Genomic DNA, 26,380 nt, shown 5'->3' with positions numbered 1-26,380 from the left:
GCCCCCTCGGAGGACGGCGAATGAAGTGAGCGTGGGGATTGTTCCATGTCAGGCCATCCGCTTCAGTTTGGGATCGAGTGCGTCGCGCAGCCCGTCGCCGAGCAGGTTGATCGCGAGCACCGAAATCAGGATGGAAAGGCCGGGCATCGTGACGATCCACCATGCGCTGTCGATGTAGTCGCGCGCCGAGGCGAGCATCGCGCCCCACTCCGCCGCGGGCGGTTGCACGCCGAGGCCGAGAAAACCGAGCGCGGCGGCATCGAGAATCGCCGACGAAAACCCGAGCGTGGCCTGCACGATCAGCGGCGCGGTGCAGTTCGGCAGCACCTGCGAGAACATCAGGCGCGGCGTGCTCGCCCCCGCGACGCGCGAAGCCGTCACGTATTCCTTCTGCAGTTCGCCTTGCGCCGATGCACGCGTGAGACGCACATAACCCGGCAGCGCGACGATCGCGATGGCGAGCATCGTGTTGATGAGACCCGGGCCGATGATCGCGACCACGGCGACGGCGAGCAGCAGCGACGGCAGCGCGAGCAGCACGTCCATGATGCGCATGATCGGCGTGTCGGCCCACTTCTCGAAGAACGCGGCGATGAGCCCGAGCACGATGCCGGGAATCAGCGCCAGCACCACCGAAACGAAGCCGATCCAGAACGACAGCCGCGCGCCGTACATCAGACGCGAAAGGATATCGCGGCCCGCTTCGTCGGTACCGAGGATGAACTTCCAGTTGCCGCCCTCGAGCCATGCCGGCGGAATCTTCACGAAGTCGCGGTACTGCTCGATCGGGCTGTGCGGCGAGATCAGCGGCGCGAAGATCGCGATGAAGACCAGCGCGAGCACGATGATGCCCGCCGCGACCGCGCCGCGATTGCGCGAGAAGTTGGCCCAGAATTCGCGGGCGGCCAGCGTGCGGCCGCTCGGGGGGGTGACTGCGGTAGGGACGGTGTTTTGTATGTCTGCCATAGCTTTTTCTACCTCGTATGGCGAATGCGTGGATTCAGCACGCCGTACAACAGATCGACGATCAGGTTCACGAAGATCACCAGCGTGGCGATCATCAGGATCCCGCCCTGCACGACCGGATAGTCGCGCCGGCTGATCGCATCGATGAGCCATTTGCCGATGCCCGGCCACGAGAACAGCGTCTCGGTGAGCACCGCGCCCGCAAGCAGCGTGCCGACCTGCAGGCCGATCACCGTGACCACCGGAATCAGCGCGTTGCGCAGCGCATGCACGACGATCACCCGTGCCGGCGCCAGCCCCTTCGCGCGCGCGGTGCGGATGTAGTCCTCGCGCAACACCTCGAGCATCGACGAGCGCGTCATGCGCGCGACGACCGCGAGCGGAATCGTGCCGAGCACGATCGAAGGCAGGATCAGGTGGCTGACGGCCGAGCGGAACGCGCCTTCGTCGGTCGAGAGCAGCGCGTCGATCAGCATGAAACCAGTGACGTGCGGAATGTCATATTCCACGGCGATGCGGCCGGAAACCGGCGTCCAGCCGAGGCTGACCGAGAACACCATGATGAGGATCAGCCCCCACCAGAAGATCGGCATCGAGTAACCGGTGAGCGCCGTGCCCATCACGCCATGATCGACCACCGTGCCGCGTTTGAGCGCGGCGAACACGCCGGCGGGCAGACCGAGGATCAGCGCGAAGCACATCGCGCAGATCGACAGCTCGACCGTTGCCGGAAAGCGCGCGAGGAATTCACCCATCACGCTCGTGTTGGTGATGATCGACATGCCGAGGTCGCCGTGCAGCGCGCGGCCGACGTAATGGACGTACTGCAGGGGGAGAGACTCATCGAGCCCGAGGCGGTGCATCGCGGCGGCGTGCATCGCCGGATCGACCCCGCGTTCGCCCATCATGACTTCGATCGGGTCGCCGGGGATCAGGTGAATCAGCGCGAACGCCAGAATGGTGATGCCGATGAACGTCGGTATCACCATGCCGATGCGGCGCAAAACGAATCGGAACATGGTTCGTCCCTATGTGCTGGATGCTTGATGAACAGAAAAAATGCAACCGGCGACGAGGGCTCGTGACCCCGGTCGCCGGTCTGTTTTCGACCCGTTTTCCTGTTTTTATCTGAACGTGCGGAAAACCTGGTGCGCGCGTCTTACTTCACGCTCACGCCGTCGAAGCGGGCATAACCCAGCGGCTCGATGCGCATGTCCTCAACCTTCTTGCTGACCGGCTGATACACCGTCGAGTGAGCGATCGGCGAGAACGGCAGCTGCTGCGCGAAAATCTGCTGCGCCTCCGTGTACGCCTTCGTCCGTGCCGCGACATCCGACGTTTCGCGACCCTTGCGGATCAGGTCGTCGAACGGCTTGTCGCACCATTTCGAGAAGTTGTTGCCGTTCACCGCGTCGCAACCGAGCAGCGTGCCGAGCCAGTTGTCCGGATCGCCGTTGTCGCCGGTCCAGCCGATCAGCATCGTGTCGTCTTCGCCTGCGTGGGCGCGCTTGATGTACTCACCCCATTCGTACGTGACGATCTTCGCCTTCACGCCGATCTTCGCCCAGTCGGCCTGGATCATTTCGGCCATCAACTTGCCGTTCGGGTTGTACGGACGTTGCACCGGCATCGCCCACAGCGTGATGTCGAAGCCGTTCGGGTAGCCGGCCTTCGCCAGCAGCGCCTTGGCCTTCTCCGGATCGTACGTCTGCGACTTCAGGTTCTTGTCGTACGACCATTGCGTCGGCGGCATCGGGTTCGTCGCCGCCTGGCCCGCGCCCTGGTACACGGATTCGACAATCGCCTTCTTGTTGATCGCCATGTCGAGCGCCTGACGCACTTCGAGCTTGTCGACCGGCTTGTGCGACACGTTGTACGCGAGATAGCCCAGGTTGAAGCCCGCCTGCGACGGCATCGCGATGTTCGGCTCCGCCTTCAGCGGCGCGATGTCGGCCGGACGCGGATAGCTCATCACCTGGCATTCGTCGCGCTTCAGCTTCTGCACGCGCACGCCGGCGTCCGGCGTGATCGAGAAGATCAGCTTCGAGATCTTGACCGCGCCCGGCTTCCAGTAATCCGGGTTGCCGTCGAAACGGATCGTCGCGTCTTTCGTGTAGCTGCGGAAAATGAACGGACCCGTGCCCACCGGCTTCTGGTTGATGTCGGCGGCCTTGCCTTCCTTGAGCAGCTGATCCGCATATTCGCCCGACAGGATCGACGCGTATTCCATCGCCAGATTCTGGATGAACGGCGCGTTGACTTCCTTCAGCGTGAACTTGACGGTGTACGGATCGACCTTTTCGACCTTGTCGATCAGCTTGTCGAGGCCCATGTCCGTGAAGTACGGGAACTGGACCGGGTAAGCCTTGCGGAACGGCTGGTTCGTATCCAGCATGCGCTGGAACGTGAACACGACGTCGTCCGCGTTGAATTCGCGCGTCGGCTTGAAGTACGCCGTGGTCTGGAACTTCACGCCGTGACGCAGATGGAACGTGTAGGTTTTGCCGTCAGCCGAGACATCCCACTTTTCGGCGAGACCGGGTTCGACTTTCGTGCCGCCGCGTTCGAATTCGACGAGACGGTTATAAACGGTGAACGTGTTCGCCGTGAAATCAACGCCCGTGGTGTACTGGGCCGGATCGAAGCCCGCGGGACTGCCTTCTGAGCAGTAAACGAGCGTCTTGTTCGGAATCCCGGCAGCGTCCGCGAGACCGGACACCACCATCGACGCCGCTGCGGCTGCGACGAGCGTGGTCATACGCGCGGCGCGCAACAGGTTGTTTTGCTTCATGTTTCCTCCAGGTTCGGAGCCGGCTTGCGCCAGCGTAGCGCGATATTACTGACCTTTGCCAGCCCGAACAAGCGGAGGAAATTCCCGTTGTGTACGATCGGAAACCTGTTTGACGTGAATTGCCCCAACGCGGCCGGCAGGCGCCCGCCCTGCTTACAGAACGATTTCGGACAGATCGTCAGCGATTGTTCCATCTTCTGTCTGGCGACGACGCTGGACATGCAGGTCGATCCTGAACCCGATACCGTGTTCGTCTCATGACAGCATCGCTGCGGGGCGCGCTCGCGCGCCGCGGCGATTGAGCTAGCGCGCGCCGAGACGCTCGCAGATACTGCGGGTCGCCGCCGCGCCGTTCAGCGTATAGAAGTGCAGGCCCGGCACGTTCGCATCGACGAGCCGCCGGCACAGGTCGGTCACCACGTCGAGGCCGAACGCGCGGATCGATTCGCGATCGTCGCCGAAGCTTTCCAGACGCCGCGCGACCCAGCGCGGCACTTCCGCGCCGCACATGTCGGAGAAGCGCATCAGCTGCGAGAAGTTCGTGATCGGCATGATGCCCGGCACGATCGGCACATCGACGCCGAGCTTCCTTGCATCGTCGACGAAACGGAAATACGCGTCCGCGTTGAAGAAATACTGCGTGATCGCCGAGTTCGCGCCGGCTTTCACCTTGCGCGCGAAGTTTTCCAGATCGGCGCTGGGCGAGCGCGATTGCGGGTGATATTCCGGGTACGCGGCGACTTCGATATTGAACCAGTCGCCGGTTTCGGCGCGAATGAACGCGACCAGTTCCGACGCGTAACGCAGCTCGCCGACGGCGCCCATGCCCGAAGGCAGGTCGCCGCGCAGCGCGACGATGTGACGGATACCGTGCGAGCGGTATTCATTGAGTATCGCGCGCAGGCTTTCCCTCGACGATCCGATGCACGACAGATGAGGCGCGGCTTCGATGCCGTCCTTCGCGATGTCGAGCACGGTATCGAGCGTGCCTTGCTGTGTCGAGCCGCCCGCGCCGAACGTGCAGGACACGAACTTGGGCTTGAGCGGCGCGAGCTGCGCGCGCGTGGCGCGCAGCTTGTCGACACCTTCCTGCGTTTTGGGCGGGAAGAATTCGAATGAGAGTTCGATCGGGTTCATGATTCACCATGCCTCGCCCTGACGGGCGCGAGCAGTGCGGCGAGGCGTCAGCCGAAGCTGCGATTGCCGAAAATGAGCGCGGACAGCAGCCACGACACAATGCTGTACAGGATCGAGCCGAAAAACGCCGACCAGAAACCCGACACTTCGAACCCCTTCAGCAGCGACGCGCACAGCCAGAAGCACAGCGCATTGACCACCAGAATGAAGAGCCCGAGCGTGAGAATCGTGACAGGCAGCGTGAGCAGGATCAACACTGGCCGCAGCACGGCGTTGATGAGCCCGAGGACCAGCGCGACGATCAGTGCGGTGCCGAAACTGCGGATGTGAATCGACGGCACCAGATACGTGATGATCAGCAGGGCAAGCGCATTAACGAACCAGGTCAGCAGCACAGTCATGTAAAGCTCCTTGTGGGCGTGAAGTCCGGGAATGAGGCCACGCGGGCAACGCAACATGAATGCGGCGCGGGACGGAAACCGCGCCGCATTCACCTGCTTCACCGCATGAGGACCGGCACCTTCGCCCACGCCGCATTACGTGCGGACATGCGGACATGCGGACGAAGGCGACCGCCTTAATAGCGGTAGTGGTTCGGCTTGAACGGGCCGTTCTTGTCGACGCCGATGTAGCCAGCCTGGTCGTCCGACAGCACGGTCAGGTTCGCGCCGATACGCGCCAGATGCAGGCGTGCGACCTTTTCGTCGAGCTGTTTCGGCAGCACGTACACCTTGTTCTCGTACTTGTTGCCTTCGGTGAACAGTTCGATCTGCGCGAGCGTCTGGTTCGTGAACGAGTTCGACATCACGAACGACGGGTGACCCGTTGCGCAGCCGAGGTTCACGAGGCGACCTTCAGCCAGCAGGATGACGCGCTTGCCGTCCGGGAAAATGATGTGGTCGACCTGCGGCTTGATGTTGTCCCACTGGTACTGACGCGTCGACGCAACGTCGATTTCCGAATCGAAGTGGCCGATGTTGCAGACGATCGCGTTATGGCGCATCGCCTTCATGTGGTCGTGGCCGATCACGTGGAAGTTGCCGGTGGCCGTCACGAAGATGTCGGCCTTGTCGGCGGCGTATTCCATCGTCACGACGCGGTAGCCTTCCATCGCCGCCTGCAGCGCGCAGATCGGATCGATTTCGGTGACCCACACGGTGGCGCCCAGGCCGCGCAGCGACTGCGCGCAGCCCTTGCCCACGTCGCCGTAACCGGCAACCACGGCGATCTTGCCGGCGATCATCACGTCGGTCGCGCGCTTGATGCCGTCGACGAGCGACTCGCGGCAGCCGTACAGGTTGTCGAACTTCGACTTCGTGACCGAATCGTTCACGTTGATGGCCGGGAACGGCAGACGCCCTTCCTTTTCCATCTGGTACAGGCGGTGGACACCGGTCGTGGTTTCTTCGGTCACGCCCTTGATGTGGACGAGGCGCTTCGAGTACCACGTCGGGTCCACGTCCAGATGCGCGGCGATCGACTTGTACAGCGCCGTTTCTTCTTCGTTGGTCGGTTTGGCGATGACCGAGCGGTCCTTCTCGGCCTTCGAACCGAGGATCAGCAGCAGCGTTGCGTCGCCGCCGTCGTCGAGGATCATGTTGGCGAATTCGCCGTTCGGCCATTCGAAGATGCGGTGCGAGTATTCCCAGTATTCGTCGAGCGATTCGCCCTTGTACGCGAACACCGGCGTGCCGCTCTTCGCGATGGCAGCGGCTGCGTGATCCTGCGTCGAGAAGATGTTGCACGAGGCCCAGCGCACGTCGGCGCCGAGCGCCGTCAGCGTTTCGATCAGCACGCCGGTCTGGATCGTCATGTGCAGCGAGCCCGCGATGCGCGCGCCCTTCAGCGGTTGCGATGCCTTGTACTCTTCGCGCGTCTGCACGAGGCCGGGCATTTCCGTTTCGGCGATGTTGAGTTCCTTGCGGCCCCAGTCGGCCAGCGACAGGTCGGCAACAACGTAATCTTTTGAATCTTTGGAATCGTAAACTGCGGCGTTCATCACGCCCTCCTTTCTAAAAATTGACTAGAAATTTGACGTGAGCGCGGTTCGATGCGGTGGGTAAAAGGCGCGTGGCGCATTCTAGCCGTCCGATTGAAGCCTCCGAGCCTGGCGGGCCACTCGCGAATGCAGATTCGCGGTACCCGTCGCAACGCTCCTCGGAGACGAACGGCGATTGTAGCAAATCGAGATGGATTAGGGATCAACGAAATGCGCCCGGATCCGGGCGCATTTCGTCCCGTTGCCACGGGAAACAGCGTACACGTGCTTCGCCGGATTACAGCAGGCGCTCCGTCATGACGGCGGTGCTGTCAGAAAGGCAGAACGCCGAGCGCCGGAGCCAGCAGCACCATGACGACGCCCGCGATCATCATCGTCAGGCTGGCGACGACGCCCTCTTCGCTGCCGAGTTCGCGCGCCTTTGCCGTGCCCACACCATGCGCGGCCGCGCCGAACAGCGCGCCACGCGCCGTGCGCGTGCGCAGCGGCACGAGCGCCAGCACGATCTCACCGAACAGCATGCCGCACACGCCCGTCGCGATCACGAAGAGCGCGGTCAGGTCTTTCGGCGCGCCGATCCTGTCGGACACCGCGAGCGCGAACGGCGTGGAAACCGAGCGGGTCATCAGGCTGCGCTGCAGTTCCGGGGACAGATGCAGCAGCTTCGCGAGCACGAGCGAGCCGCCCACCCCGACGACGATCCCGACCGTCACGCCGACGGTGAGCGAAATCCAGTGGCGCTTCAGCAGATCGCGATACTCGTAGATCGGCACCGCGAACGCGACGGTCGCCGGGCCGAGCAGCCACATCAGCCAGCGCGTGTCCCGGAAGTACACCGGATACGGAATATGCGCGACCAGCACGATCACGGCGAGCACGACCGGCACCGCGACGAGCGGCGTGAGCCAGGGGCTCCTGAAGCGCGCGTACAGATACTTCGACGCGAAATACAGCGCGACGGTCATCACGAAGCAGCCGGCGGCGATGAGCCGTGCGGCGTCATCGGCGATGAGGGATGCGTAGAAGGCGTTCATGGCTTCGGCTTCGTTTTCGACGTGGGTTCTGGTCTTGTGGCGAGGCGTGCGATTTCAGCGAGATGAACGCGCGGCGTCGGGTTCACGCCCGCGCGGCGTGGGCGTGACGCGTCACCCGCACGCGACGCAGCGCGAGACGGCGTTCGAGACGCGCGGCCTGCTCCACCGCGAACGCGACCGCCACCATCACCATCAACGTGCCCGCGACGACGACGAGCGCGAGGCGCCAGCCGTCCTCCCTGAAGAGGCCGCCGTACTGGACGGCCGCGACGGCCGCCGGAATGAAGAAGAGCAGCATGTCGGACAGGAGCCAGTCGGCGCCGGACTTGATCCAGCGCGTCGGCAGGCCGCCGCTGAACAGCAGCGCCAGCATCGCGACAAGGCCGACCACGCCGCCGGGCACCGGCAATCCAAGATGGCGCACGATGAAATCGGCGACATACCATACGACGGCGAGCGCGGCGCTTTGCACGGCAATCCGGGCGAAGCGCGCGACAGGCCGGACGCGGGCCGGCAGCGCTTGCGTGGAAAAAGTGGTCGTTATCATGGCAATCCCTGGGTGACTTCTGGATGAAAGTCAGTATAGGGATCGTGAATTCATAAATATAATGACTTAACATCATCCACTTCATTCCAATCTGGAATTCGGAGACTCAAAACGTGGAATTGCGCGCGCTTCGCTACTTCGTGGAGGTGGTCCGGCAGCAGAGCTTCACCGTCGCGGCCGAGCAGATGTTCGTCACGCAGCCGACCATCAGCAAGATGGTGAAGGCGCTGGAAGACGAAATCGGCTCGCCGCTTCTGCTGCGCGACGGCCGCCAGATGGTGCTCACCGACGCCGGCCGCATCGTCTATCAGCGCGGCCAGGACGTGCTCGCCGCGCACGCGCAGTTGCAGGCGGAGCTGAACGACCTCGGCACGCTCGGCAGCGGCGAGCTGACCATCGGCATTCCGCCGATGGGCGGTTCGCTCTTCACGCCGGCCATCGCGGCGTTCCGGCAGCGCTATCCGAAGATCGACCTGAAGCTCTTCGAACAGGGCTCGCGCGGGATCGAATCGGCGCTGATGTCGGGCGAACTCGAACTGGGCGGCGTGCTGCTGCCCGTCGATCCGGACAGGGTGGAAGTGCTGCCGATGACGCGCCAGCTGCTGTGGCTCGTCACGCGCCGCGGCTCACGCTGGGACGACGTCGAGCAGGTGGCGCTCGCCGATCTCGCGGCGGAGCCGTTCGTGTTCTACGGCGAAAGCCTCGCGTTGAACGACGTCGTGCTGAACGCGTGCCGCGAGGCGGGCTTCTCGCCGACGATCGTCGCGCGCAGCGGCCACTGGGATTTCATGGCGGCGCTCGTGCTGGCGGGCGTCGGCATCGCGCTGCTGCCGCAGCCGTATTGTCAGCGGCTCGATTCGACGCGGTTCAGCTGCCGCCCCGTGGTGGCGCCGGAGATCGTGTGGGAAATGGCGATCGGCTGGCGGCGCGACGGTTATCTGTCGCACGCGGCGCGCGCGTGGCTGGAAGTGGCGCGCGAAAACCTGCCCGGCCAGGACGGCGACGATTTCATCCACGCGCCCACGCCTGGGATCACGCGCATGCCGCCTTCGGAATAAGACTTCACGCGGCGGCGGCCACTTGCGCGTTGCACCGCGCGGCCGCCAGCCGCGCTGAAACCGGCTGCGCGCTAGCTGGTCATCACGGCCGGCGCGCTCGATAATGGTTGCACGCAGTTGCGCGTCGCCAGGTAAGGAGGTGCGATCCCTCTAAACGAAACGCCGCCCGCGCTCCTATGATGAAAAGCGGCCGCCGACGCGGGCCAGCGCGGTGCCGCGGCATCCGAACGCGTCAAACGATGCGTCGCCTCCCGCAACGTGGCAAGGCGCGCATTGATCGAACATCGATCCAGAAACGGACCCGGGCATGCATCCGGTGAACGGAGACAGCAGATGGAACCGCAAAGCCTCGGCAAGACCCACGACGTGACCAATCAGGTCCCGCCGCTCGCAAACTACAACCTCTTCGAGAGCGACGCCGCGCTGACGGCCGCCGTCGATCGCGAAGGCGCCGCGTGGCATCGCGATGCGCTGCGGTGTCACGGCGCGGCGTTGTCCACGCCCGAGGTCCTCGCGCTCGCCGAAGCCGCGAACCGTCACACGCCCGAACTCTTCACGTTTTCGCCGTGCGGTGAGCGCATCGACGCGCTGGAATTTCATCCGTCGTGGCACAGCCTGCTCACGCTGCTGCGTCGCGAAGGGCTGCACGCGCTGCCGTTTTCCGATCCGCGAAAAGGCGCGATGGTCGCGCGCTGCGCCGGTTACTTTCTGCACGCGCAGTTCGAATCCGGCTCGCTGTGCCCGGTGACGATGACGTTCGCCAGCATTCCCGTGCTACAACGCGAGCCCGCGCTTTTCGACACGCTGCGCGAGCAGTTGTATACCCGCGAGCACGACCCGCGCGACCTTCCGCTCGCGCAGAAGAAGTCGATGATGATCGGCATGGGCATGACCGAGAAACAGGGCGGCTCGGACGTGCGCAGCAACCAGACGCGCGCGTTCGCGCAGCCGGGAGGCGCCGGCCGCGGCGCCGCTTACCGGCTCGTCGGCCACAAATGGTTTTTCTCCGCGCCGCAGTGCGACGCGCATCTCGTCCTCGCGCGCACCGACGATCACGCGGGCCTGTCGTGCTTCTACGTGCCGCGTTTTCGCCCTGACGGCAGCAGGAACGCCGTGCAGATCCAGCGCCTGAAAGACAAGCTCGGCAACCGCTCGAACGCGAGCAGCGAGGTCGAATTCGTCGACGCCCACGGCGTCATGATCGGCGACGAAGGACGCGGCGTGCCGACCATCATCGAAATGGCGAACTACACGCGGCTCGACTGCGTGATCGGCAGCGCCGCGTTGATGCGCGCCGCGCTCGTGCAGGCGATTCACCACGCGCGGCATCGCAGCGCCTTCGGCAAACATCTCGTCGACCAGCCGCTGATGCGCAACGTGCTCGCCGATCTCGCGCTCGAATCCGAAGCGGCGACGGTGCTGTTCATGCGCCTCGCCCGCGCCTTCGAGGACACGCACGACACACCCGAAGAACGCGCGTGGCGACGCATCGTCACGCCGGCGGCGAAGTTCTGGGTCTGCAAGCGCGCGCTCGAATTCACCGGCGAGGCGATGGAAGTCTGGGGCGGTAACGGTTACGTCGAAGAAGGCCCGATGGCGCGCTTTTATCGCGAGGCGCCGGTCAACTCGATCTGGGAAGGCTCGGGCAACGTGATGTGCCTCGACGTGCTGCGCGCGCTGGAACGCGAGCCGGACGCCGCGCAGGCGCTGCTGGCCGCATGGCGCGCGACGGCGCAGCACGGCCACCCCGCGCTCGGGTTGGCGCTGGAGCGGCTCGTCGCGACGCTGGGCGCGGCGCCGGAACGGCGCGAAGCCAGCGCACGCCGGATCGCGCAGCAGATCGTGCTCGTCGCGCAGGCGGCGCTCCTCGTGCAGCACGCGCCCGCCGCGATCGCCGACGCGTTCATCGCCACGCGTCTCGCCGACGGTTGCGGCGACAGCGGGCGCGTCTACGGCACGTTGCCGGCGGACGTCGATCACGCGGCGATCATCGACCGCGCATTCCAGATCTAGCGGGTGGCCCGGTCCGCAGGCGAAGTGGGCTCGACAGCGGTGCCGGGCGCGTCGTCGGCGGCGCCGCTTTCGAGGCGGTGCAGCCACGCGAGCAGTTCCGCGACGGCCTGGTACAGCTGCGGCGGAATGCGCGTGTCGAGGTCGACCTGCATCAGCAGCGACACCATTTCGGGCGCCTCGTGTACATACAGGCCGGCTTCCTTCGCGCGCTGCACGATCATCTCGGCGACGAGGCCGTATCCCTTCGCGATCACGCGCGGCGATGCGTCGCCGCTGTTGGCGTCGTAGCGCAGCGCCGCCGCGCTCCGGCGATGCGTGCGGCTCATGCGAGATCCCAGTCGTAACCCGCATCCGGCGGCGCGGCGTGTGGGCTCGTGCCCGCGCCTGAAGCGGAACCGGCCCCTGCGGCACGCGCCGCCGCGCTGGCCGCCTCGCCGGCTGCCGCGGCCGAGCGCGCGTACGCGCTCGTTGCCTGCGCGGCGCTGGCGCCGCTGCTGTTCAGCCCGCCCGCTTCCCCGCCGCCGATCTCACGGATCGACAGCGCGCTGAGATCGATGCCCGCCGCCGCGAGGCGCTGGCGAAACAGCTCGCCTTGTGCGGCAAGGCGCGTCGCGCCATTCGGGCTCGCCTGGACCCGCACCATCAGTTGCGTGCCGTTCAACGTCAGGTCGGCGTCGATGGTGCCAAGCGAAGGCAGCGACAGCGTGAGCCGCGTGCGCCACGGATACGGCTCGTCGCCTTCCGCGCCGCCGCCGCTGCGTTGCCATTCGTCGCCGTCCTGCTCGATGGTCCAGTCGAGCCGCGCGCCCGGCCACGCTTCGCCGGTCCAGCGAAACTGGCCGGTCGCCAGCAGATCGAGCTGCTGGCGCACGAGCGGAATCGTCGCGGGATGAATCGATGCGGCCAGTTGCTGCGACGTACTGGCGGCATTCGCGCTGGACGCGGCGTCGCCGGGCGACGTATGCAGCAGCGAGCGCAGCGACTGCGACGAATCCGGGAACGCGTCGTCGGCGGCGAGTTCGAGCGCGACAAAGCGGGCCGCCTGCGTCTGTGAAGCGTCGGACGCGCCGCGCGACGTGGCCGCGCCGCCGCCCGCGAACGCGTTCGGGTTCTGCGTGGCGGCCGTCGAGCGGGCCTGTGCGGCGGCGCCGGACGCCCACGGCTGCGCGGACGCTTCGCCGTCCGTGCTCCAGTCGAGCGGAAGCTGGGCGGCCGCGTCGGCGAGCCGGTTCTGCGGTTCGCCGGCGAGCGACGCGGGCGTGCGCTGCCCCGAGAGCCACTGCGCCAGATGCGATTCATAGAAAAGGCCGCTTTCGGCCACCGTGCGCGCCAGCGCCGCGGCGAGCGCGGCAACCGGCAACGGCGAAGCGACCACGCTCGCCGCTGCGGCGCCCGTCGCGGCGCCAGCGCCGGCATTCGGCGCGGCCCCGCCGGCTGCCGCCGAAGCCGAACCCGGGGCCGAGCCTGCCGGTGTATCGAACAGCGGCAAGGGCATGCCTTCGATGGCGACGTCGATGGCGGGCGCGGCGGCCCACACCGGCACCTGGCCGACGACAGCGGGCGTCGCGTCGCCGCCCGAGCGGGCGATCGCGTCGAGCGTGAGGGCGACCGCGGACAGCGCGGTCTGCGCGGAAGCTGGTGGGGTGGCGGGAGGGGCGGGCAACGCGCCGCCTGGCGTAACCGGTGTATCGACGGCGAGCGCGGACGCGCCCGTCTGCGACGTGGCGACGTCGGCCCGCGAGCCGATCGAAAGAAGGCTGTCGACGCGGCTTGCCAGCAGCGAAGCCACAGCCGTGTCGATTCCGTTCATGCCGATTCCTCTCGCGCGCCCCGGGCGCGTGGGTCATCGGCGGCCATGCGCCCCGACGACGGTACGGGTCGATAAAAAAGCGCGCTCAGCGCGCCTGGTAAAGTTCCTTCAGTACGCTGGCCGGACAGCTCGCGGCGAACAGCGCCGACAGCTTCGCCATGCGCGGGTTTGCGAGATCGCGGATCGCGGCGTCGTCGGCGAGGATGCGGCGGATCAGCTCGTATTTACGCGCGCGCTCCGCATCGTCGAGCTTCACGCCTTCTTCTGCGTGCTTCAGCCTGTCAACAAGCCGACGATATTCCTCCTGCAACACCACGAGTTCATTCCAGAGCGCGTGGCGCGCTGCCATCAACATCCGTTCGGAAATCACTGCGATCGCCTCATAGCGGGCGAAATATTCTGCGTTCGATGTCATCTCATGCTTTCAGCGGACGACTGTGTCGCCATCCGCGCGATCTCCGGGGCAATCCCAATCCAGGCTTCTTCGAGCGTGGCCAGCAATCCGTCGACTTCGACGAGCATGGCTTCGCTCTGCTTGATATTGGCGTCGAGCAAACGTCGCGCCATGTACGTGTACAGCCCGTCGAGCCGCTCCGCGATTTCGCCACCGGCCTCCAGATTGAGCGACTGCTGCAGTCCACTGCCAATGATCTCGATCGCCTTGCCGATCGCCTCCCCGCGCGCCGCGACGTTGCCCTGCTGCAGGTGCATGCGCGCCTGCGCAATCGCCTGGCGTGCGCCCTGGTACAGCATCACGATCAGGCGGTGCGGACTTGCGCCCATCACCCCCGTTTCGACGCCGACGCGCGCATAGGCATTGGCTCCAGCCTGTCCTGGGGAAAACATCGGCGCTCCTCCTGTGTGATGCGGATTGCGGTAGCGGGCGGATTGTCACGGAGCGTCATCGCCCGCAATCCGTCAGCCCAGTAACCGGGTTATCGGATTACGCGCGCAAAGCTTTAGCCCACAGGGGAGCGAACGACGGTTCAAACAGGGGTCTGCATGATGTCGTTGTAGGCCGAAACCAGCTTGTTGCGGACCTGCAGGCCGAACTGGAAGCCCACATTGGCCTTCTGCATGTCGACCATCACGTCGTTCAGCGAAACGTTCGGCGCGCCGATTTCGAAGGCATGCGCCTCGCTGATCGAACTCTGCTGGTCGCTGCTGATCTTGTCGATCGACGCCTTCAGCGCCGCGGCGAAGTTGCCGGGCGTGGCCGCGCCGGACACGGAAGCCGCCGGGGCCGTGCCGCCGGCGGCCTGCGCCGCCATTGACTGCATCTGCTGTAGCGCCGACAAAAGCGGGCTCACGGGCAATGTCATGTTCTCTCCAGAAGAAGGAAAACCGGCGTGCCAGGGCGTGCCGATCTGAAATGAAGCATAGCAGCGGCCCTTTTGCCACAGACGCGAAAGTAGGGGTGAAACCCGGCTCTATTCGACCAATCAGGTTGCATCCCGGTGGGGATAATCCCTAACGTGAAAGTGTCTGCCCCTGCGCCCGTCAAGCCCGACGCGGCGGGCCGGAGCAGGACTCAAGGCATCCCGGAGATACCCGACGCATGGATTCGTCAGCCAACTCTTTGATCAACCCCGACGCCCGCATGGGTCTCGCCGGCGCACAGGCCGGCGGCGCCGGCCAGGCGGGCGCAGCGGACCTCGGTGGCGGCCTCGGTGGCAATTTTTCGCAGCGCCTGTCGTTCCCGACCTCGCTCTCGCAGATGCGCGGCAATCCGCGCGCGCCGCTGATCTTCGCGGTCGCGCTGCTCGTCGCCATCGTCGCGGGCCTCGTGCTGTGGTCGCGGGCGCCGGACTACAAGGTGCTCTACAGCAACCTGTCCGACCGCGACGGCGGCGCGATCATCAACGCGCTCCAGACGGCGAACATCCCCTACAAGTTCAGCGAAACCGGCGGCGCGATCCTCGTGCCGGCCGAGCAGGTCCACGAAATGCGCCTGCGCCTCGCCTCGCAGGGTCTGCCGAAGGGCGGCTCGGTGGGCTTCGAGCTGATGGACAACCAGAAATTCGGCATCAGCCAGTTCGCCGAACAGGTCAACTACCAGCGCGCCCTCGAAGGCGAGCTCGAACAGACGATCGAATCGATCTCGTCGGTGAAGTCCTCGCGCGTGCATCTGGCGATTCCGAAGCCTTCGGTGTTCGTGCGCGATCACGAGGCGCCGTCGGCTTCGGTGCTCGTCAACCTGTATCCGGGCCGCATGCTCGACGAAGCCCAGGTCGTGGCGATCACGCACATGGTGTCGTCGGCGGTGCCGGATCTGCCGGTGCGCAACGTGACGATCGTCGACCAGGACGGCAACCTGCTCACGCAGCCCGCCTCCGGCACCGGTCTCGACGCGACGCAGTTGAAGTACGTCCAGCAGGTCGAGCGCAACACGCAGCAGCGCATCGATGCGATCCTCGCGCCCCTGTTCGGCGCCGGCAACGCGCATTCGCAGGTCAGCGCCGACATCGACTTCTCGAAGGTCGAACAGACCTCCGAGAACTACGCGCCGAACGGCAACCCGCAGCAGGCCGCCGTGCGCAGCCAGCAATCGAGCACGGCAACGGAAATGGCGCAGAGCGGCGCGTCGGGCGTGCCGGGTGCGCTGTCGAACCAGCCGCCGCAGCCGGCGTCCGCGCCGATCACCGCGGGCGCGAACGCCGCAAGCGGCGTGACGACGACACCGATCAGCGACCACAAGGACACCACGACCAACTACGAGCTCGACAAGACCGTGCGCCACTACGAGCAGCCGATGGGCAGCGTGAAGCGCCTGTCGGTGGCGGTGGTGGTCAACTATCTGCGTAGCGTCGACGCGAAGGGCCACGTCACGATGCAGCCGCTCACCGCCGACAAGCTCACCCAGGTGAACCAACTGGTGAAGGACGCGATGGGTTACGACGCGAAGCGCGGCGACTCGGTGAACGTCGTGAACAGCGCGTTCTCGACGGAAATCGACCCGAACGCGAACCTGCCGTGGTGGCGCACGCCGGACATGATCGCGCTCGCGAAGCAGATCGCGACGTACGCGGGGATCGGCCTGGTGGCGCTGGTGCTGTACTTCATGATGGTGCGCCCGGCGTTTCGCCGTGCGTTCCCGCCGCCGGAGCCGGTCGTCGCCTCGCTGCCTTCGCCGGACGAGCCGATACTGCTCGACGGCCTGCCGGTGCAGGAAAAGGCCGCCATCACGGAAGAGGACGAGGAAACCACCATGATCACGTCCGAACACGACAAACGCAGATATGAACGCCACCTGGATTACGCCCGCAACATCGCGCGCCAGGATCCGAAAATCGTAGCAACCGTTGTCAAGAGCTGGGTGTCCGATGAGCGCTGAAGGCGTAGTGAAGAGCGCCCTCCTGCTGATGTCGATCGGCGAGGAAGAGGCCGCGCAGGTGTTCAGGTTCCTCGGACCGCGCGAGGTGCAAAAGATCGGCGTCGCGATGGCGTCGCTGAAAAACGTCACGCGCGAACAGATCGACGAGGTGCTGCAGGAGTTCGCGCGGGAAGCAGAGCAGCACACCGCGTTGTCGCTCGATTCGAGCGAATATATCCGCTCGGTGCTGACCAAGGCGCTCGGCGACGACAAGGCCGGCGCGATCATCGACCGGATCCTGCAGGGCAGCGACACGAGCGGCATCGAGGGCCTCAAGTGGATGGATTCGTCCGCCGTGGCCGAACTCATCAAGAACGAGCATCCGCAGATCATCGCGACGATCCTCGTCCACCTGGACCGCGATCAGGCGTCGGAAATCGTCGCGTGCTTCACGGAGCGCCTGCGCAACGACGTGCTGCTGCGCATCGCGACGCTCGACGGCATCCAGCCGACCGCGCTGCGCGAACTCGACGACGTGCTGACGGGCCTGCTCTCGGGCAGCGACAACCTGAAGCGCAGCCCGATGGGCGGCATCCGCACGGCGGCGGAAATTCTCAACTTCATGTCGAGCAACCACGAGGAAGGCGTGCTGGAAAACGTGCGCCAGTACGACGCGGAGCTCGCGGAGAAGATCATCGACCAGATGTTCGTCTTCGAAAACCTGCTCGACCTCGAAGACCGCGCGATCCAGCTGCTGCTGAAGGAAGTGGAATCCGAATCGCTCATCATCTCGCTCAAGGGCGCGCCGCCCGCGCTGCGCCAGAAGTTCCTGTCGAACATGTCGCAACGCGCCGCGGAACTGCTCGCGGAAGACCTCGATGCACGCGGTCCGGTGCGCGTCTCGGACGTCGAGATGCAGCAGCGCCGTATCCTGCAGGTCGTGCGCAACCTGGCGGAAAGCGGCCAGATCGTGATCGGCGGCAAGGCGGAAGATGCATATGTCTGAACAGGACCCCCTGCGCAAGGAAAGCCTCTCGGCCTACCAGCGCTGGGAGATGGCCTCGTTCGATCCGGTGCCGGAACCGGACCCGGTCGACGACGGCGCCTTCGAAGCCGAACTGCAGCGCCTGCGCGACGCCGCGCATGCACAGGGCGTCGCGTCCGGCCATGTCGCCGGCCAGGCGCTCGGCTATCAGGCCGGCTACGAACAGGGCTACGCGCAGGGCCTCGAACAGGGCCGCGTCGAGTCGCACGCGGAAGCCGCGCGCCTCGCGGCAATCGCCGACACGTTCAATGCCGCGCTCGCCGGCGCACGCGGCGAAATCTCCGAGACCCTCGTCGCGCTGGCGCTCGACATCGCGCAGCAGGTCGTGCGCCAGCACGTGCAGCACGACCCGGCCGCGCTGATCGCCGCCGCCCGCGAAGTGCTGGCGATGGAGCCCGCGCTCGTCGGCGCGCCGAGCCTGATCGTCAGCCCGGCGGATCTGCCGGTCGTCGAGGCGTATCTGCTTGAGGAACTGCAGGCGCGCGGCTGGACCGTGCGCACCGATCCGTCGGTGGAACGCGGCGGCTGCCGCGCGCATGCGAACACGGGTGAAGTGGATGCCGCCATCGGCACCCGCTGGGAACGCGTCGCCGCGGCGCTGGGCAAGGTCAGTACATGGTAAAGACGACGCTCGCCGAGATCGAATCCAGCGATCTGACGCCGCTCGAGCGCGAGCTCGCGCTGGCGTCGTTCGGCGTGCCCGAATCGAAAGCCACGGCTGCGGCTGGCGACCGTGCGGCAGCGCGCCGCGCGCCGCGCGGCGCCGCGGCCGCGGCCGCTGCCACCACCGCCGCGCCGGCCATCGTGCCGGACCCGGCGCTTGCGGAGAATCCGCATTTCCAGGCGTGGCGCGCCCGGCTCGACAGCCTGCGCGCGCGCAACGCGATCGCGCGGCCGCTGCGCGCCTGCGGCCGTCTTACCCGCGCCGCCGGTCTCGTGCTCGAGGCGGTCGGCCTGCGCCTGTCGGTCGGCTCGGAAGTGATGATCGAACTGCCTGCGGGCAGCCCGATCGCGTTTGCCGAAGCGGAAGTTGTCGGCTTTGCCGGCGACAAGCTGTTCCTGATGCCGACGACCGAAGTCCATGGCCTGCTGCCTGGCGCGCGCGTCTATCCGCTCGAAAGCGCGCCGATCGCCGATCCGATGGCGGGCGCGAAGCGTCTGCCGGTTGGCTGGGAGCTGCTCGGACGGGTCGTCGATGCATCGGGCCGTCCGCTCGACAGTCTCGGCCCGCTGGGCGCGGCGAACGACGCGCCGCTCTCCGCGCCGTCGATCAACCCGTTGAATCGCGAGCCGATCCACAAGGTGCTGGACGTCGGCGTGCGCGCGATCAACGCGCTCCTGACCGTCGGACGCGGCCAGCGCATGGGGCTCTTCGCCGGCTCGGGCGTCGGTAAATCGGTGCTGCTCGGCCAGATGGCGCGCTACACGAGCGCCGAAGTGATCGTGATCGGCCTGATCGGCGAGCGTGGCCGCGAAGTGAAGGAATTCATCGAACAGATTCTCGGCGACGAAGGGCGCGCGCGTTCCGTCGTCGTCGCCGCGCCGGCCGACGTTTCGCCGCTGCTGCGGATGCAGGGCGCCGCCTACGCGACCTCGCTCGCCGAATATTTCCGCGACCAGGGCAAGCACGTGCTGCTGCTGATGGATTCGCTCACCCGTTACGCGATGGCGCAGCGCGAGATCGCGCTGGCGGTCGGCGAACCGCCGGCGACCAAGGGTTATCCGCCTTCCGTGTTCGCGAAGCTGCCGGCGCTCGTCGAGCGCACCGGCAACGGCCCGGAGGGCGGCGGTTCGATTACCGCGTTCTATACCGTTCTGACCGAAGGCGACGACCAGCAGGACCCGATCGCCGATTCCGCGCGCGCGATTCTCGACGGCCACGTCGTGCTGTCGCGCCAGCTTGCCGAGTCCGGCCACTATCCGGCGATCGATGTCGAAGCGTCGATCAGCCGCGCGATGACCACGCTCATCGACGACGCCCATCTCGACCGGACCCGTCTTTTCAGGCAGATGCTTTCGCGCTACCAGCGCAACCGCGATCTGATCAACGTCGGCGCTTATTCGAGCGGGCGCGACGCGCTCCTTGACCGGGCCATCGCGCTGTATCCGCGCATGGAAGCGTTCCTGCAACAGGGTTATCGCGAAAGCGCCGGCTTCGAGCCGAGTCTCGCGATGCTCGACGCACTGTTCGAATAGGGAGAACGTCGATGTCGAAACATTTTCCGATCAAGACGCTGATTGGTCTCGCGCAGGACGACGTCGACGCCGCCGCGCAACGGCTTGGCCGCGTGCAGCGCGAACGCGGCGAGATCGAGGCGCAGCTCGACTCGCTCGTGCAGTATCGCGACGAATATCACCGTCGTTTCACGGCGACGGCGCAATCTGGCATGCCTGCCGGCAACATGCGCAATTTCCAGGCGTTCATCGACACGCTCGACGCCGCGATCCAGCAGCAGCGCGGGCTGCTCGCCAGCGCGACCGCGCGCGTCGAGGCGGCGAAGCCCGACTGGCAGCGCCAGAAGCAGAAACTCGGTTCCTTTGAAGTGCTGCAGGCGCGCGGCGACGCCGCCGAGGCAAAACAGAGCGCGCGCCGCGAACAGCGCGACGCCGACGAACACGCAGCGCGCATTCTCCGGATGCGCGTGGAAGGCGCCTGACGCCACCGCGCCCTGACTGACACGAACCTACGGGATCACGCATGACGCCACTTTCACTCCTCAATTCGCTGCTCGGCGCGACCACGGGCGCGACGTCGGGCGGATCGTCCTCCACGTCGGGCGGCGGCACGCTGCCGTTCTCGCAGACGCTGCAGCAGAGCATCGACTCGCAGAACAGCGCGGCGAAGGCGCCGGTCAGCCAGTCGTCGTCACAATCGTCGTCGCAATCGTCGTCGCAATCGTCGTCGCAGTCATCGAACGCTTCGTCATCGTCATCGGGTTCTTCTTCCTCGTCGGGTTCGACGACGGCTTCGGCGAATTCATCATCGTCCGCATCGTCTTCGACGTCGAGCGTGCATGACGTGTCGACGCCTGCGGATGCGTCGAAGGACAGCAGCGCGAGCGCGACCGGCGGCAAGCAAAACACGGACGGCACGACGAAGGCCGACGCCTCTTCGGGCGCGGACCAGCAGACCACGACGGCCAGCGGCACCGGCAAGACCAGCGGCGCGGGCACGAAGTCGCAACAGGGCGGGGACGCATCGAGCGTGCCGGCGACGGCCGCAGCCCTGGCCGCGGCGGCAGCCGCTGCTGCTGCGGCGGCTGCGCAGGCGCAGGCGAGCGCCGCGATGGACACGGCGGCGGCGAAATCGGCCGATGTGCTTCCGGCCGATGCCACTGCTGCGACGACGGCGACATCGGCTGCGAGCACGCTGGCGACGAGCGCGACGACTATTGGCAAGAAGCTCGCGTCGCTCGATCCCAAGTCCGTGCAGGACGCATTGCAGGCGGCGCTTGCCGCGCTGTCCAATGGACAGGGTGCGATTGCCGCGCCGGCCATGAAAACGGGTGCATCTTCGACTGGCGCGGGTTCGGCTGGCGACACCGGTTCTGGTGTACGTGGCGTGGACAAGGGACTGGCGGCGGGCGCATCGTTTGCCGACGGCAAGGGCACGAAGGGCGAAGGCGGGAAGCAGGCGGTGGCGAACGCCGCGACGGCGGCGACGCCGGACGCGCACAGTGCGGCGGCTGACGCGACGGCGGCTGCGGCTGCGGGCGCGGGGGGCGCGCAGGACAGCTTTGCCGCGTTGAAGAGTACGGCTGACGCGGCGAGTGCGAGCCTGGCGGCGACTCAGGCGGCGACGGCTGCGGCGGCTTCGGGGGCGACGGCGCAGGTTTCGAATCCGAACGCCGTGGTGGCGGCGAGTGCCGCGCTGGCGCCGCAGGTGGGGACGCCTGACTGGGAGGCGGCATTGGGGCAGAAGGTGGTGTTCCTGTCGAATGCCCACCAGCAGAGTGCGGAGCTCACGCTCAACCCGAAAGATCTGGGACCGCTTCAGGTCGTGCTGCAGGTTGCCGATAACCATGCACATGCGTTGTTTGTTTCACAGCACCAGCAGGTTCGGGAAGCGGTGGAGGCCGCGCTTCCTAAACTGCGCGAGGCGATGGCGCAGGGGGGGATTGGGCTGGGCAGCGCGAGTGTGAGTGATGGGGCTGGGTTTGCTGGGCAACAGCAGCAGCAAGGTCAAGGGGGGTCTGGTGGGCGTAGCTCGGCCTCTGGTGGTTTTTTTGCCTCCGGCGGTGATGAACCGGTTTCTTCTGTCGCTGCTTTGCCTGTCCGGCGGAGTGTCGGGATTGTTGATACGTTTGTCTGATTTTTTTCTGGGGTTTGATTTTTTCTGGGTTTTTGGCCTTTCCTTGAGTTCGTGTTGTGCCCCTTTGGCGGGGCGGCATTTCGGGTTTTTCGTGCCGAAGCTGGGTTTTTTCTTTGGCCTTTCCTTGCATTCATGTCGGTCTATTAGCGTCGCCCCTGTGCGGGGCGGCACCTACTTTTCTTTGTCTTCCAAAGAAAAGTAGGCAAAAGAAAGGCGCTCCGAAAACTCATTTGCTCAAGGCGCATCATCCGCGGGGAATGGCAACCCATGAAGTGTCGCTCCCGCACGTCACCCGACATAGGTCCCCGCGCGATTTCATCCCGCGCGCGGTCCGCGTTCGTGACAAAGCAGTCATTCACCCCACTCCGCACTTCGTGCGTCGCGGCGGGGTCATAAGCCGCGCATCCGCGTGCGCCGCCGGGAATGGTGCCGGTCGGCGACGCGAAGCGAAGCCGGGTGGATGAGCCCTTTGTCACGAGCGGTGCTGTGCGGGAGACCAGATCGTGCGCGGACCCGTGTGGCTTGGGCTGCGGAGGCGACACTTCATGGGGTGCCATTCCCGTGGGATGACGCACCTTGAGGAAATGAGTTTTCGAAGCGCCTTTCTTTTGCCTACTTTTCTTTGGAAGACAAAGAAAAGTAGGTGCCGCCCCGCACAGGGGCAACGCTAATAGACCGACGTGAATTCAAGGAAAGGCCAAAGAAATTCCAGAACCACGAAAAAAACAAAAACCCATACAGAGAAAACCTGAAAAAGCCCGAACGGGCAAACTCCCGAGCTAACCCCGATTCCCCCTTCTTTTCGACCCATCGCAAGCCTGGAAGAAACCCGAAAATCCATCCTACAGCATCGAGGCTATCTAAAACCCCATGGCAACCACGACCACAAACCAGCAAGCTATCGCATCGTCCCCCCCTGGAACGACAAAGCGCATTCTCGTGATCCTGCTGATCGTACTGGTCGCGGCCGGCGCCGCCGGTGCGGGCACCTGGTTCTTCATGTCGAAACGCGCCCCGGCTGCCGCATCGGCGGCCACGCCGGCCCCCTCGCCCGTGCCCGTGTTCTTCCCGCTCGAACCGCTTACCGTGAACCTGCAGTCCGACGATGGCCAGCAACACTTCCTGCGCATCGGCCTCACGCTCAAACTCACGGACCAGGCCACCCAGGAACACCTCACCCAGCACATGCCGGAAATCCGCAGCCGCGTCCTGCTCGCGCTGTCGAACAAACACCCCGAAGAACTGCAAACCCTCGACGGAAAACACGCGCTCGCAAAAGAACTCGCAGCGCTCATCGAACAGCCGACCGATACCGGCGGCCAGCCAGCCCACGTCTCCGATGTGCTGTTCACAGAATTCGTCGTGCAGTAACGCGCCGCCGCGTAACCGCCAACAATAACCGTCACGGGACGCACGAGGAACAGGATGGGCCACGAAGAGTTCATGTCCCAGGAGGAGGTCGATGCCCTCCTCAAGGGCGTCACCGGCGAATCCGACACGGAATCCGATTCCGCGGATCGTACCGGCGTTCGCCCGTACAACATCGCCACGCAGGAACGTATCGTTCGCGGCCGGATGCCCGGTCTCGAAATCATCAATGACCGTTTCGCGCGCCTCCTGCGCATCGGCATTTTCAACTTCATGCGACGCACGGCGGAAATCTCCGTCGGCCCGGTGAAGGTCCAGAAGTACAGCGAATTCACCCGCAACCTGCCGATCCCGACGAACCTGAACCTCGTCCACGTGAAGCCGCTGCGCGGCACGTCGCTCTTCGTGTTCGATCCGAATCTGGTGTTCTTCGTCGTCGACAACCTGTTCGGCGGCGATGGCCGCTTCCATACGCGCGTCGAAGGCCGCGATTTCACGGCCACCGAACAGCGCATCATCGGAAAGCTGCTGAACCTCGTGTTCGACCACTACACGGCTTCGTGGAAAAACGTGCGCCCGCTGCAGTTCGAATTCGTGCGCTCGGAAATGCACACGCAGTTCGCCAACGTCGCCACGCCAAACGAAATCGTCATCGTCACGCAGTTCTCGATCGAGTTCGGCTCGACAGGCGGCACACTGCACATCTGCATGCCCTACTCGATGATCGAGCCGATCCGCGACACGCTGTCGTCGCCGATCCAGGGCGAAGCAATGGACATCGACCGCCGCTGGGTACGCGTGCTCTCGCAACAGGTGCAGACAGCCGAAGTGGAACTGACGGCGGACCTCGCCAGCATTCCGGTGACGTTCGAGCAGATCCTCAACATGCGCAAGGGCGACGTGCTGCCGGTCAACATCCCCGAACACCTCACGGCAAAAGTCGACGGCGTTCCGGTGATGGAATGCGGCTACGGAATTTTCAATGGTCAGTACGCGTTGCGGGTCCAGAAAATGATCAGCGCAGCCGACACGATGAAGGAAGGTGGATATGAGTGAGCTGAACCCCACGCCGGAGAACGAATTGCCCGCCGTCGAGCCGCAACTGGCCGCGGCTGCGGCAGCGGCCGCCACAACCGAAGAAGACGATATTGCAATGGATGACTGGGCAAGCGCGCTCGCCGAACAGAACAGCAACCCGGAGCCGGCACCGGCCGCCGCGGGCGTGTTCCAGCCGCTGTCGAAAGTAGAACCGACGACGACGCGCAACGACATCGACATGATCCTGGACATTCCCGTCCAGATGACCGTCGAGCTCGGTCGCACGAAAATCGCGATCCGCAACCTGCTGCAACTCGCGCAGGGCTCGGTCGTGGAACTCGACGGCCTCGCCGGCGAACCGATGGACGTGCTCGTCAACGGCTGCCTGATCGCGCAGGGCGAAGTGGTCGTCGTGAACGACAAGTTCGGTATCCGTCTGACAGACATCATCACGCCATCCGAGCGCATCCGGAAGCTGAACCGATGAAACGCCTCGCCCGCCGGGCCGCGTTCGCAACGGGCGGCTTGCCGCTCGCCGCGCGCACCCGGCTTGCCTCGCTGACGACATCCTGCGCGGCTGCCGGCGTCTGGATGGCGCTGCTGTCCGGCGCGGCCTTTCATGCGCTGCCGGCTCACGCCGCCGACATGAACGCGGTCAACAATGCCGCGAAAATCGCCTCGGGCGTGGGCGCGGGAACGGCCGTGCCATCGCTCGGCGTCGGCGCCGTGCTGCAGACGGTCGTCGGCCTGGCTGTAGTGATCGGGCTGGTATTCGGCTGTGCGTGGCTCGCGCGCCGCCTCGGCCTGCAACCGTCGCAACGCGGCGGTCTCGTGAAGACGATCGGCGGCGCATCGCTCGGCGGCAAGGAGCGCGTCGCGGTCGTCGAGATCGGCGACACGTGGCTCGTGCTCGGCACCGCGCCGGGCAACGTCCGGCTGCTGCACACCATGCCGGCGGGTTCGGTCGAAGCCGGTCTCGCGACGCCCGGCGCAGCCGCTGCGCCCGGCCCCCTCCCCGGCTCCTTCGGACAACGCTTTCGCGACGCGCTGAAACAGGAAGCAGGCAAACGTTTCCAGCGAAGCGTCAGCGGAGAACAGTAAATGCAGTTCGATCATCGTGAAGCGCGGGACGTCCGCGCGCCGACCCGCCACGTCCCGACACCGACCCGTACCGTGCTGAAGCGCGTCGCCACGCTCGCACTGCCGGCCCTGCTGCTGACGCTGCCGGCGCTCTCGTTCGCGCAGACGGCCGGCCTGCCCGCATTCAACACGAGCCCTGGCCCGAACGGCGGCACGACGTACTCGTTGAGCGTGCAGACGATGCTGCTGCTCACGATGCTGACGTTCCTGCCGGCGATGGTGCTGATGATGACTAGCTTCACGCGCATCATCATCGTGCTCTCGCTGCTGCGCCAGGCGCTCGGCACGAATTCGACGCCGCCCAACCAGGTGCTGGTCGGCCTCGCGCTTTTCCTGACGCTCTTCATCATGTCGCCGGTGCTCGACAAGGCCTACACCGACGGCTACAAGCCGTTCTCCGAAGGCACGATCCAGATGGACGAGGCCGTGTCGCGCGGCGTGCTGCCGTTCAAGACGTTCATGCTGCGCCAGACCCGCGAAGGCGATCTCGCGCTCTTCGCCCGCATTTCTCACGCCCCGCCGATGCAGGGACCGGAAGACGTGCCGCTGTCGCTGCTGGTGCCGTCGTTCATCACGAGCGAGCTGAAAACCGGCTTCCAGATCGGCTTCACGATCTTCATTCCGTTTCTCATCATCGACATGGTGGTGGCGAGCGTGCTGATGTCGATGGGTATGATGATGATCTCGCCCGCGACGATCTCGCTGCCGTTCAAGCTGATGCTGTTCGTGCTCGTCGACGGCTGGCAGCTGCTGCTCGGCTCGCTCGCGCAGAGCTTCATCGGAACGTGAACGGCGCACAGGAAGGAGAC

The 26,380-nt window shown here is 65.6% G+C and carries 27 protein-coding genes and 1 riboswitch; of the genes, 13 read left to right on the top strand and 14 right to left on the bottom strand.

Annotated elements, in window-relative coordinates; all coding sequences use genetic code 11:
• Positions 1–48: 48 nt before the first annotated feature.
• From BLV45_RS17565 to BLV45_RS17525, 9 genes are all read right to left on the bottom strand, one after another.
• Positions 49–966 (bottom strand): ABC transporter permease subunit, encoded by a 918-nt coding sequence (locus BLV45_RS17565; RefSeq protein WP_090535214.1) that lies wholly within the window; start codon positions 964–966, stop codon positions 49–51.
• A gap of 8 nt (positions 967–974) precedes the next feature.
• Positions 975–1,985 (bottom strand): ABC transporter permease subunit, encoded by a 1,011-nt coding sequence (locus tag BLV45_RS17560; protein WP_090535213.1) that lies wholly within the window; start codon positions 1,983–1,985, stop codon positions 975–977.
• A 140-nt stretch (positions 1,986–2,125) separates the two neighbouring features.
• A complete protein-coding gene (locus BLV45_RS17555) occupies positions 2,126–3,757 on the bottom strand; it encodes an ABC transporter substrate-binding protein (protein ID WP_090535212.1) in 1,632 nt (543 codons plus the stop codon).
• Positions 3,754–3,978, bottom strand: a complete 225-nt coding sequence (locus tag BLV45_RS17550) for a hypothetical protein (protein ID WP_090535211.1) — start codon at positions 3,976–3,978, stop codon at positions 3,754–3,756. Before BLV45_RS17550 ends, BLV45_RS17555 begins: the two co-directional genes overlap by 4 nt.
• A gap of 82 nt (positions 3,979–4,060) precedes the next feature.
• Positions 4,061–4,894 carry a methylenetetrahydrofolate reductase [NAD(P)H] gene (gene metF, locus BLV45_RS17545; RefSeq protein WP_090535210.1) on the bottom strand — a complete coding sequence of 278 codons (834 nt, stop codon included), beginning with the start codon at positions 4,892–4,894 and terminating at the stop codon, positions 4,061–4,063.
• Positions 4,895–4,941: 47 nt separating this feature from the next.
• Positions 4,942–5,295, bottom strand: a complete 354-nt coding sequence (locus BLV45_RS17540; RefSeq protein WP_090535209.1) for a phage holin family protein — start codon at positions 5,293–5,295, stop codon at positions 4,942–4,944.
• A gap of 176 nt (positions 5,296–5,471) precedes the next feature.
• Positions 5,472–6,893 (bottom strand): adenosylhomocysteinase, encoded by a 1,422-nt coding sequence (gene ahcY / locus BLV45_RS17535; protein ID WP_090535208.1) that lies wholly within the window; start codon positions 6,891–6,893, stop codon positions 5,472–5,474.
• Positions 6,894–6,925: 32 nt separating this feature from the next.
• Positions 6,926–7,059, bottom strand: a riboswitch (S-adenosyl-L-homocysteine riboswitch).
• 145 nt (positions 7,060–7,204) lie between these two features.
• Complete coding sequence (locus tag BLV45_RS17530) at positions 7,205–7,927, bottom strand: LrgB family protein (protein WP_090535207.1); 723 nt, start codon at positions 7,925–7,927, stop codon at positions 7,205–7,207.
• A gap of 82 nt (positions 7,928–8,009) precedes the next feature.
• Positions 8,010–8,474, bottom strand: coding sequence for a CidA/LrgA family protein (locus BLV45_RS17525; RefSeq protein ID WP_090535206.1), 465 nt, complete (start codon positions 8,472–8,474; stop codon positions 8,010–8,012).
• Between the two features lie 113 nt (positions 8,475–8,587).
• Between BLV45_RS17525 and BLV45_RS17520 the strand changes: the two genes are divergently transcribed.
• A complete protein-coding gene (locus BLV45_RS17520; RefSeq protein WP_090535205.1) occupies positions 8,588–9,532 on the top strand; it encodes a LysR family transcriptional regulator in 945 nt (314 codons plus the stop codon).
• A 333-nt stretch (positions 9,533–9,865) separates the two neighbouring features.
• Complete coding sequence (locus tag BLV45_RS17515; RefSeq protein WP_090535204.1) at positions 9,866–11,545, top strand: isovaleryl-CoA dehydrogenase; 1,680 nt, start codon at positions 9,866–9,868, stop codon at positions 11,543–11,545.
• Here BLV45_RS17515 and BLV45_RS17510 read toward each other — a convergent pair.
• From BLV45_RS17510 to fliE, 5 genes are all read right to left on the bottom strand, one after another.
• Positions 11,542–11,871 carry an EscU/YscU/HrcU family type III secretion system export apparatus switch protein gene (locus BLV45_RS17510; RefSeq protein WP_090535203.1) on the bottom strand — a complete coding sequence of 110 codons (330 nt, stop codon included), beginning with the start codon at positions 11,869–11,871 and terminating at the stop codon, positions 11,542–11,544. The two genes, BLV45_RS17515 and BLV45_RS17510, sit on opposite strands and share 4 nt — an antisense overlap.
• Complete coding sequence (gene fliK, locus BLV45_RS17505; protein WP_090535202.1) at positions 11,868–13,355, bottom strand: flagellar hook-length control protein FliK; 1,488 nt, start codon at positions 13,353–13,355, stop codon at positions 11,868–11,870. The genes BLV45_RS17510 and fliK overlap by 4 nt, the downstream gene beginning before the upstream one ends.
• An 85-nt stretch (positions 13,356–13,440) precedes the next feature.
• Entirely contained in the window at positions 13,441–13,770 is a 330-nt protein-coding gene (locus BLV45_RS17500; protein ID WP_090535201.1) for a flagellar protein FliT, read from the bottom strand.
• On the bottom strand, positions 13,767–14,201 hold the full coding sequence (fliS, locus tag BLV45_RS17495; protein ID WP_090535200.1) for a flagellar export chaperone FliS: 435 nt from the start codon (positions 14,199–14,201) through the stop codon (positions 13,767–13,769). Before fliS ends, BLV45_RS17500 begins: the two co-directional genes overlap by 4 nt.
• 140 nt (positions 14,202–14,341) lie before the next feature.
• Entirely contained in the window at positions 14,342–14,677 is a 336-nt protein-coding gene (fliE, locus tag BLV45_RS17490; RefSeq protein ID WP_090535199.1) for a flagellar hook-basal body complex protein FliE, read from the bottom strand.
• Between the two features lie 236 nt (positions 14,678–14,913).
• Here fliE and fliF point away from each other — a divergent pair, with 236 nt between their 5' ends.
• The 11 genes from fliF (at position 14,914) to fliP (ending at position 26,360) form a co-directional block, all read left to right on the top strand.
• Positions 14,914–16,689, top strand: coding sequence for a flagellar basal-body MS-ring/collar protein FliF (fliF, locus tag BLV45_RS17485; RefSeq protein WP_090535198.1), 1,776 nt, complete (start codon positions 14,914–14,916; stop codon positions 16,687–16,689).
• Positions 16,679–17,674: a flagellar motor switch protein FliG gene (gene fliG / locus BLV45_RS17480; protein WP_090535197.1), complete on the top strand. Its 996-nt coding sequence runs from the start codon at positions 16,679–16,681 to the stop codon at positions 17,672–17,674. Before fliF ends, fliG begins: the two co-directional genes overlap by 11 nt.
• Positions 17,661–18,335, top strand: coding sequence for a flagellar assembly protein FliH (fliH, locus tag BLV45_RS17475; RefSeq protein ID WP_090535196.1), 675 nt, complete (start codon positions 17,661–17,663; stop codon positions 18,333–18,335). The genes fliG and fliH overlap by 14 nt, the downstream gene beginning before the upstream one ends.
• Positions 18,329–19,909, top strand: a complete 1,581-nt coding sequence (gene fliI / locus BLV45_RS17470) for a flagellar protein export ATPase FliI (RefSeq protein WP_090535195.1) — start codon at positions 18,329–18,331, stop codon at positions 19,907–19,909. Before fliH ends, fliI begins: the two co-directional genes overlap by 7 nt.
• A gap of 11 nt (positions 19,910–19,920) precedes the next feature.
• Positions 19,921–20,370: a flagellar export protein FliJ gene (gene fliJ, locus BLV45_RS17465; protein WP_090535194.1), complete on the top strand. Its 450-nt coding sequence runs from the start codon at positions 19,921–19,923 to the stop codon at positions 20,368–20,370.
• 41 nt (positions 20,371–20,411) lie between these two features.
• A complete protein-coding gene (locus tag BLV45_RS28105) occupies positions 20,412–22,025 on the top strand; it encodes a flagellar hook-length control protein FliK (RefSeq protein ID WP_090535193.1) in 1,614 nt (537 codons plus the stop codon).
• An 870-nt stretch (positions 22,026–22,895) separates the two neighbouring features.
• Positions 22,896–23,396, top strand: a complete 501-nt coding sequence (gene fliL / locus BLV45_RS17455; protein WP_090535192.1) for a flagellar basal body-associated protein FliL — start codon at positions 22,896–22,898, stop codon at positions 23,394–23,396.
• 54 nt (positions 23,397–23,450) lie between these two features.
• Positions 23,451–24,449 (top strand): flagellar motor switch protein FliM, encoded by a 999-nt coding sequence (gene fliM / locus BLV45_RS17450; RefSeq protein WP_090535191.1) that lies wholly within the window; start codon positions 23,451–23,453, stop codon positions 24,447–24,449.
• Positions 24,442–24,918 (top strand): flagellar motor switch protein FliN, encoded by a 477-nt coding sequence (fliN, locus tag BLV45_RS17445; RefSeq protein ID WP_090535190.1) that lies wholly within the window; start codon positions 24,442–24,444, stop codon positions 24,916–24,918. Before fliM ends, fliN begins: the two co-directional genes overlap by 8 nt.
• 104 nt (positions 24,919–25,022) lie before the next feature.
• Complete coding sequence (gene fliO, locus BLV45_RS17440) at positions 25,023–25,532, top strand: flagellar biosynthetic protein FliO (protein ID WP_090535309.1); 510 nt, start codon at positions 25,023–25,025, stop codon at positions 25,530–25,532.
• Positions 25,533–26,360 carry a flagellar type III secretion system pore protein FliP gene (gene fliP / locus BLV45_RS17435; protein WP_176954192.1) on the top strand — a complete coding sequence of 276 codons (828 nt, stop codon included), beginning with the start codon at positions 25,533–25,535 and terminating at the stop codon, positions 26,358–26,360.
• Positions 26,361–26,380: the final 20 nt, after the last annotated feature.

This window comes from Paraburkholderia sartisoli, assembly GCF_900107685.1.
Classification (GTDB): Bacteria; Pseudomonadota; Gammaproteobacteria; order Burkholderiales; family Burkholderiaceae; genus Paraburkholderia; species Paraburkholderia sartisoli.
Note: the sequence above shows the minus strand (reverse complement) of the source record. Positions and strands in the feature narration are given on the sequence as shown.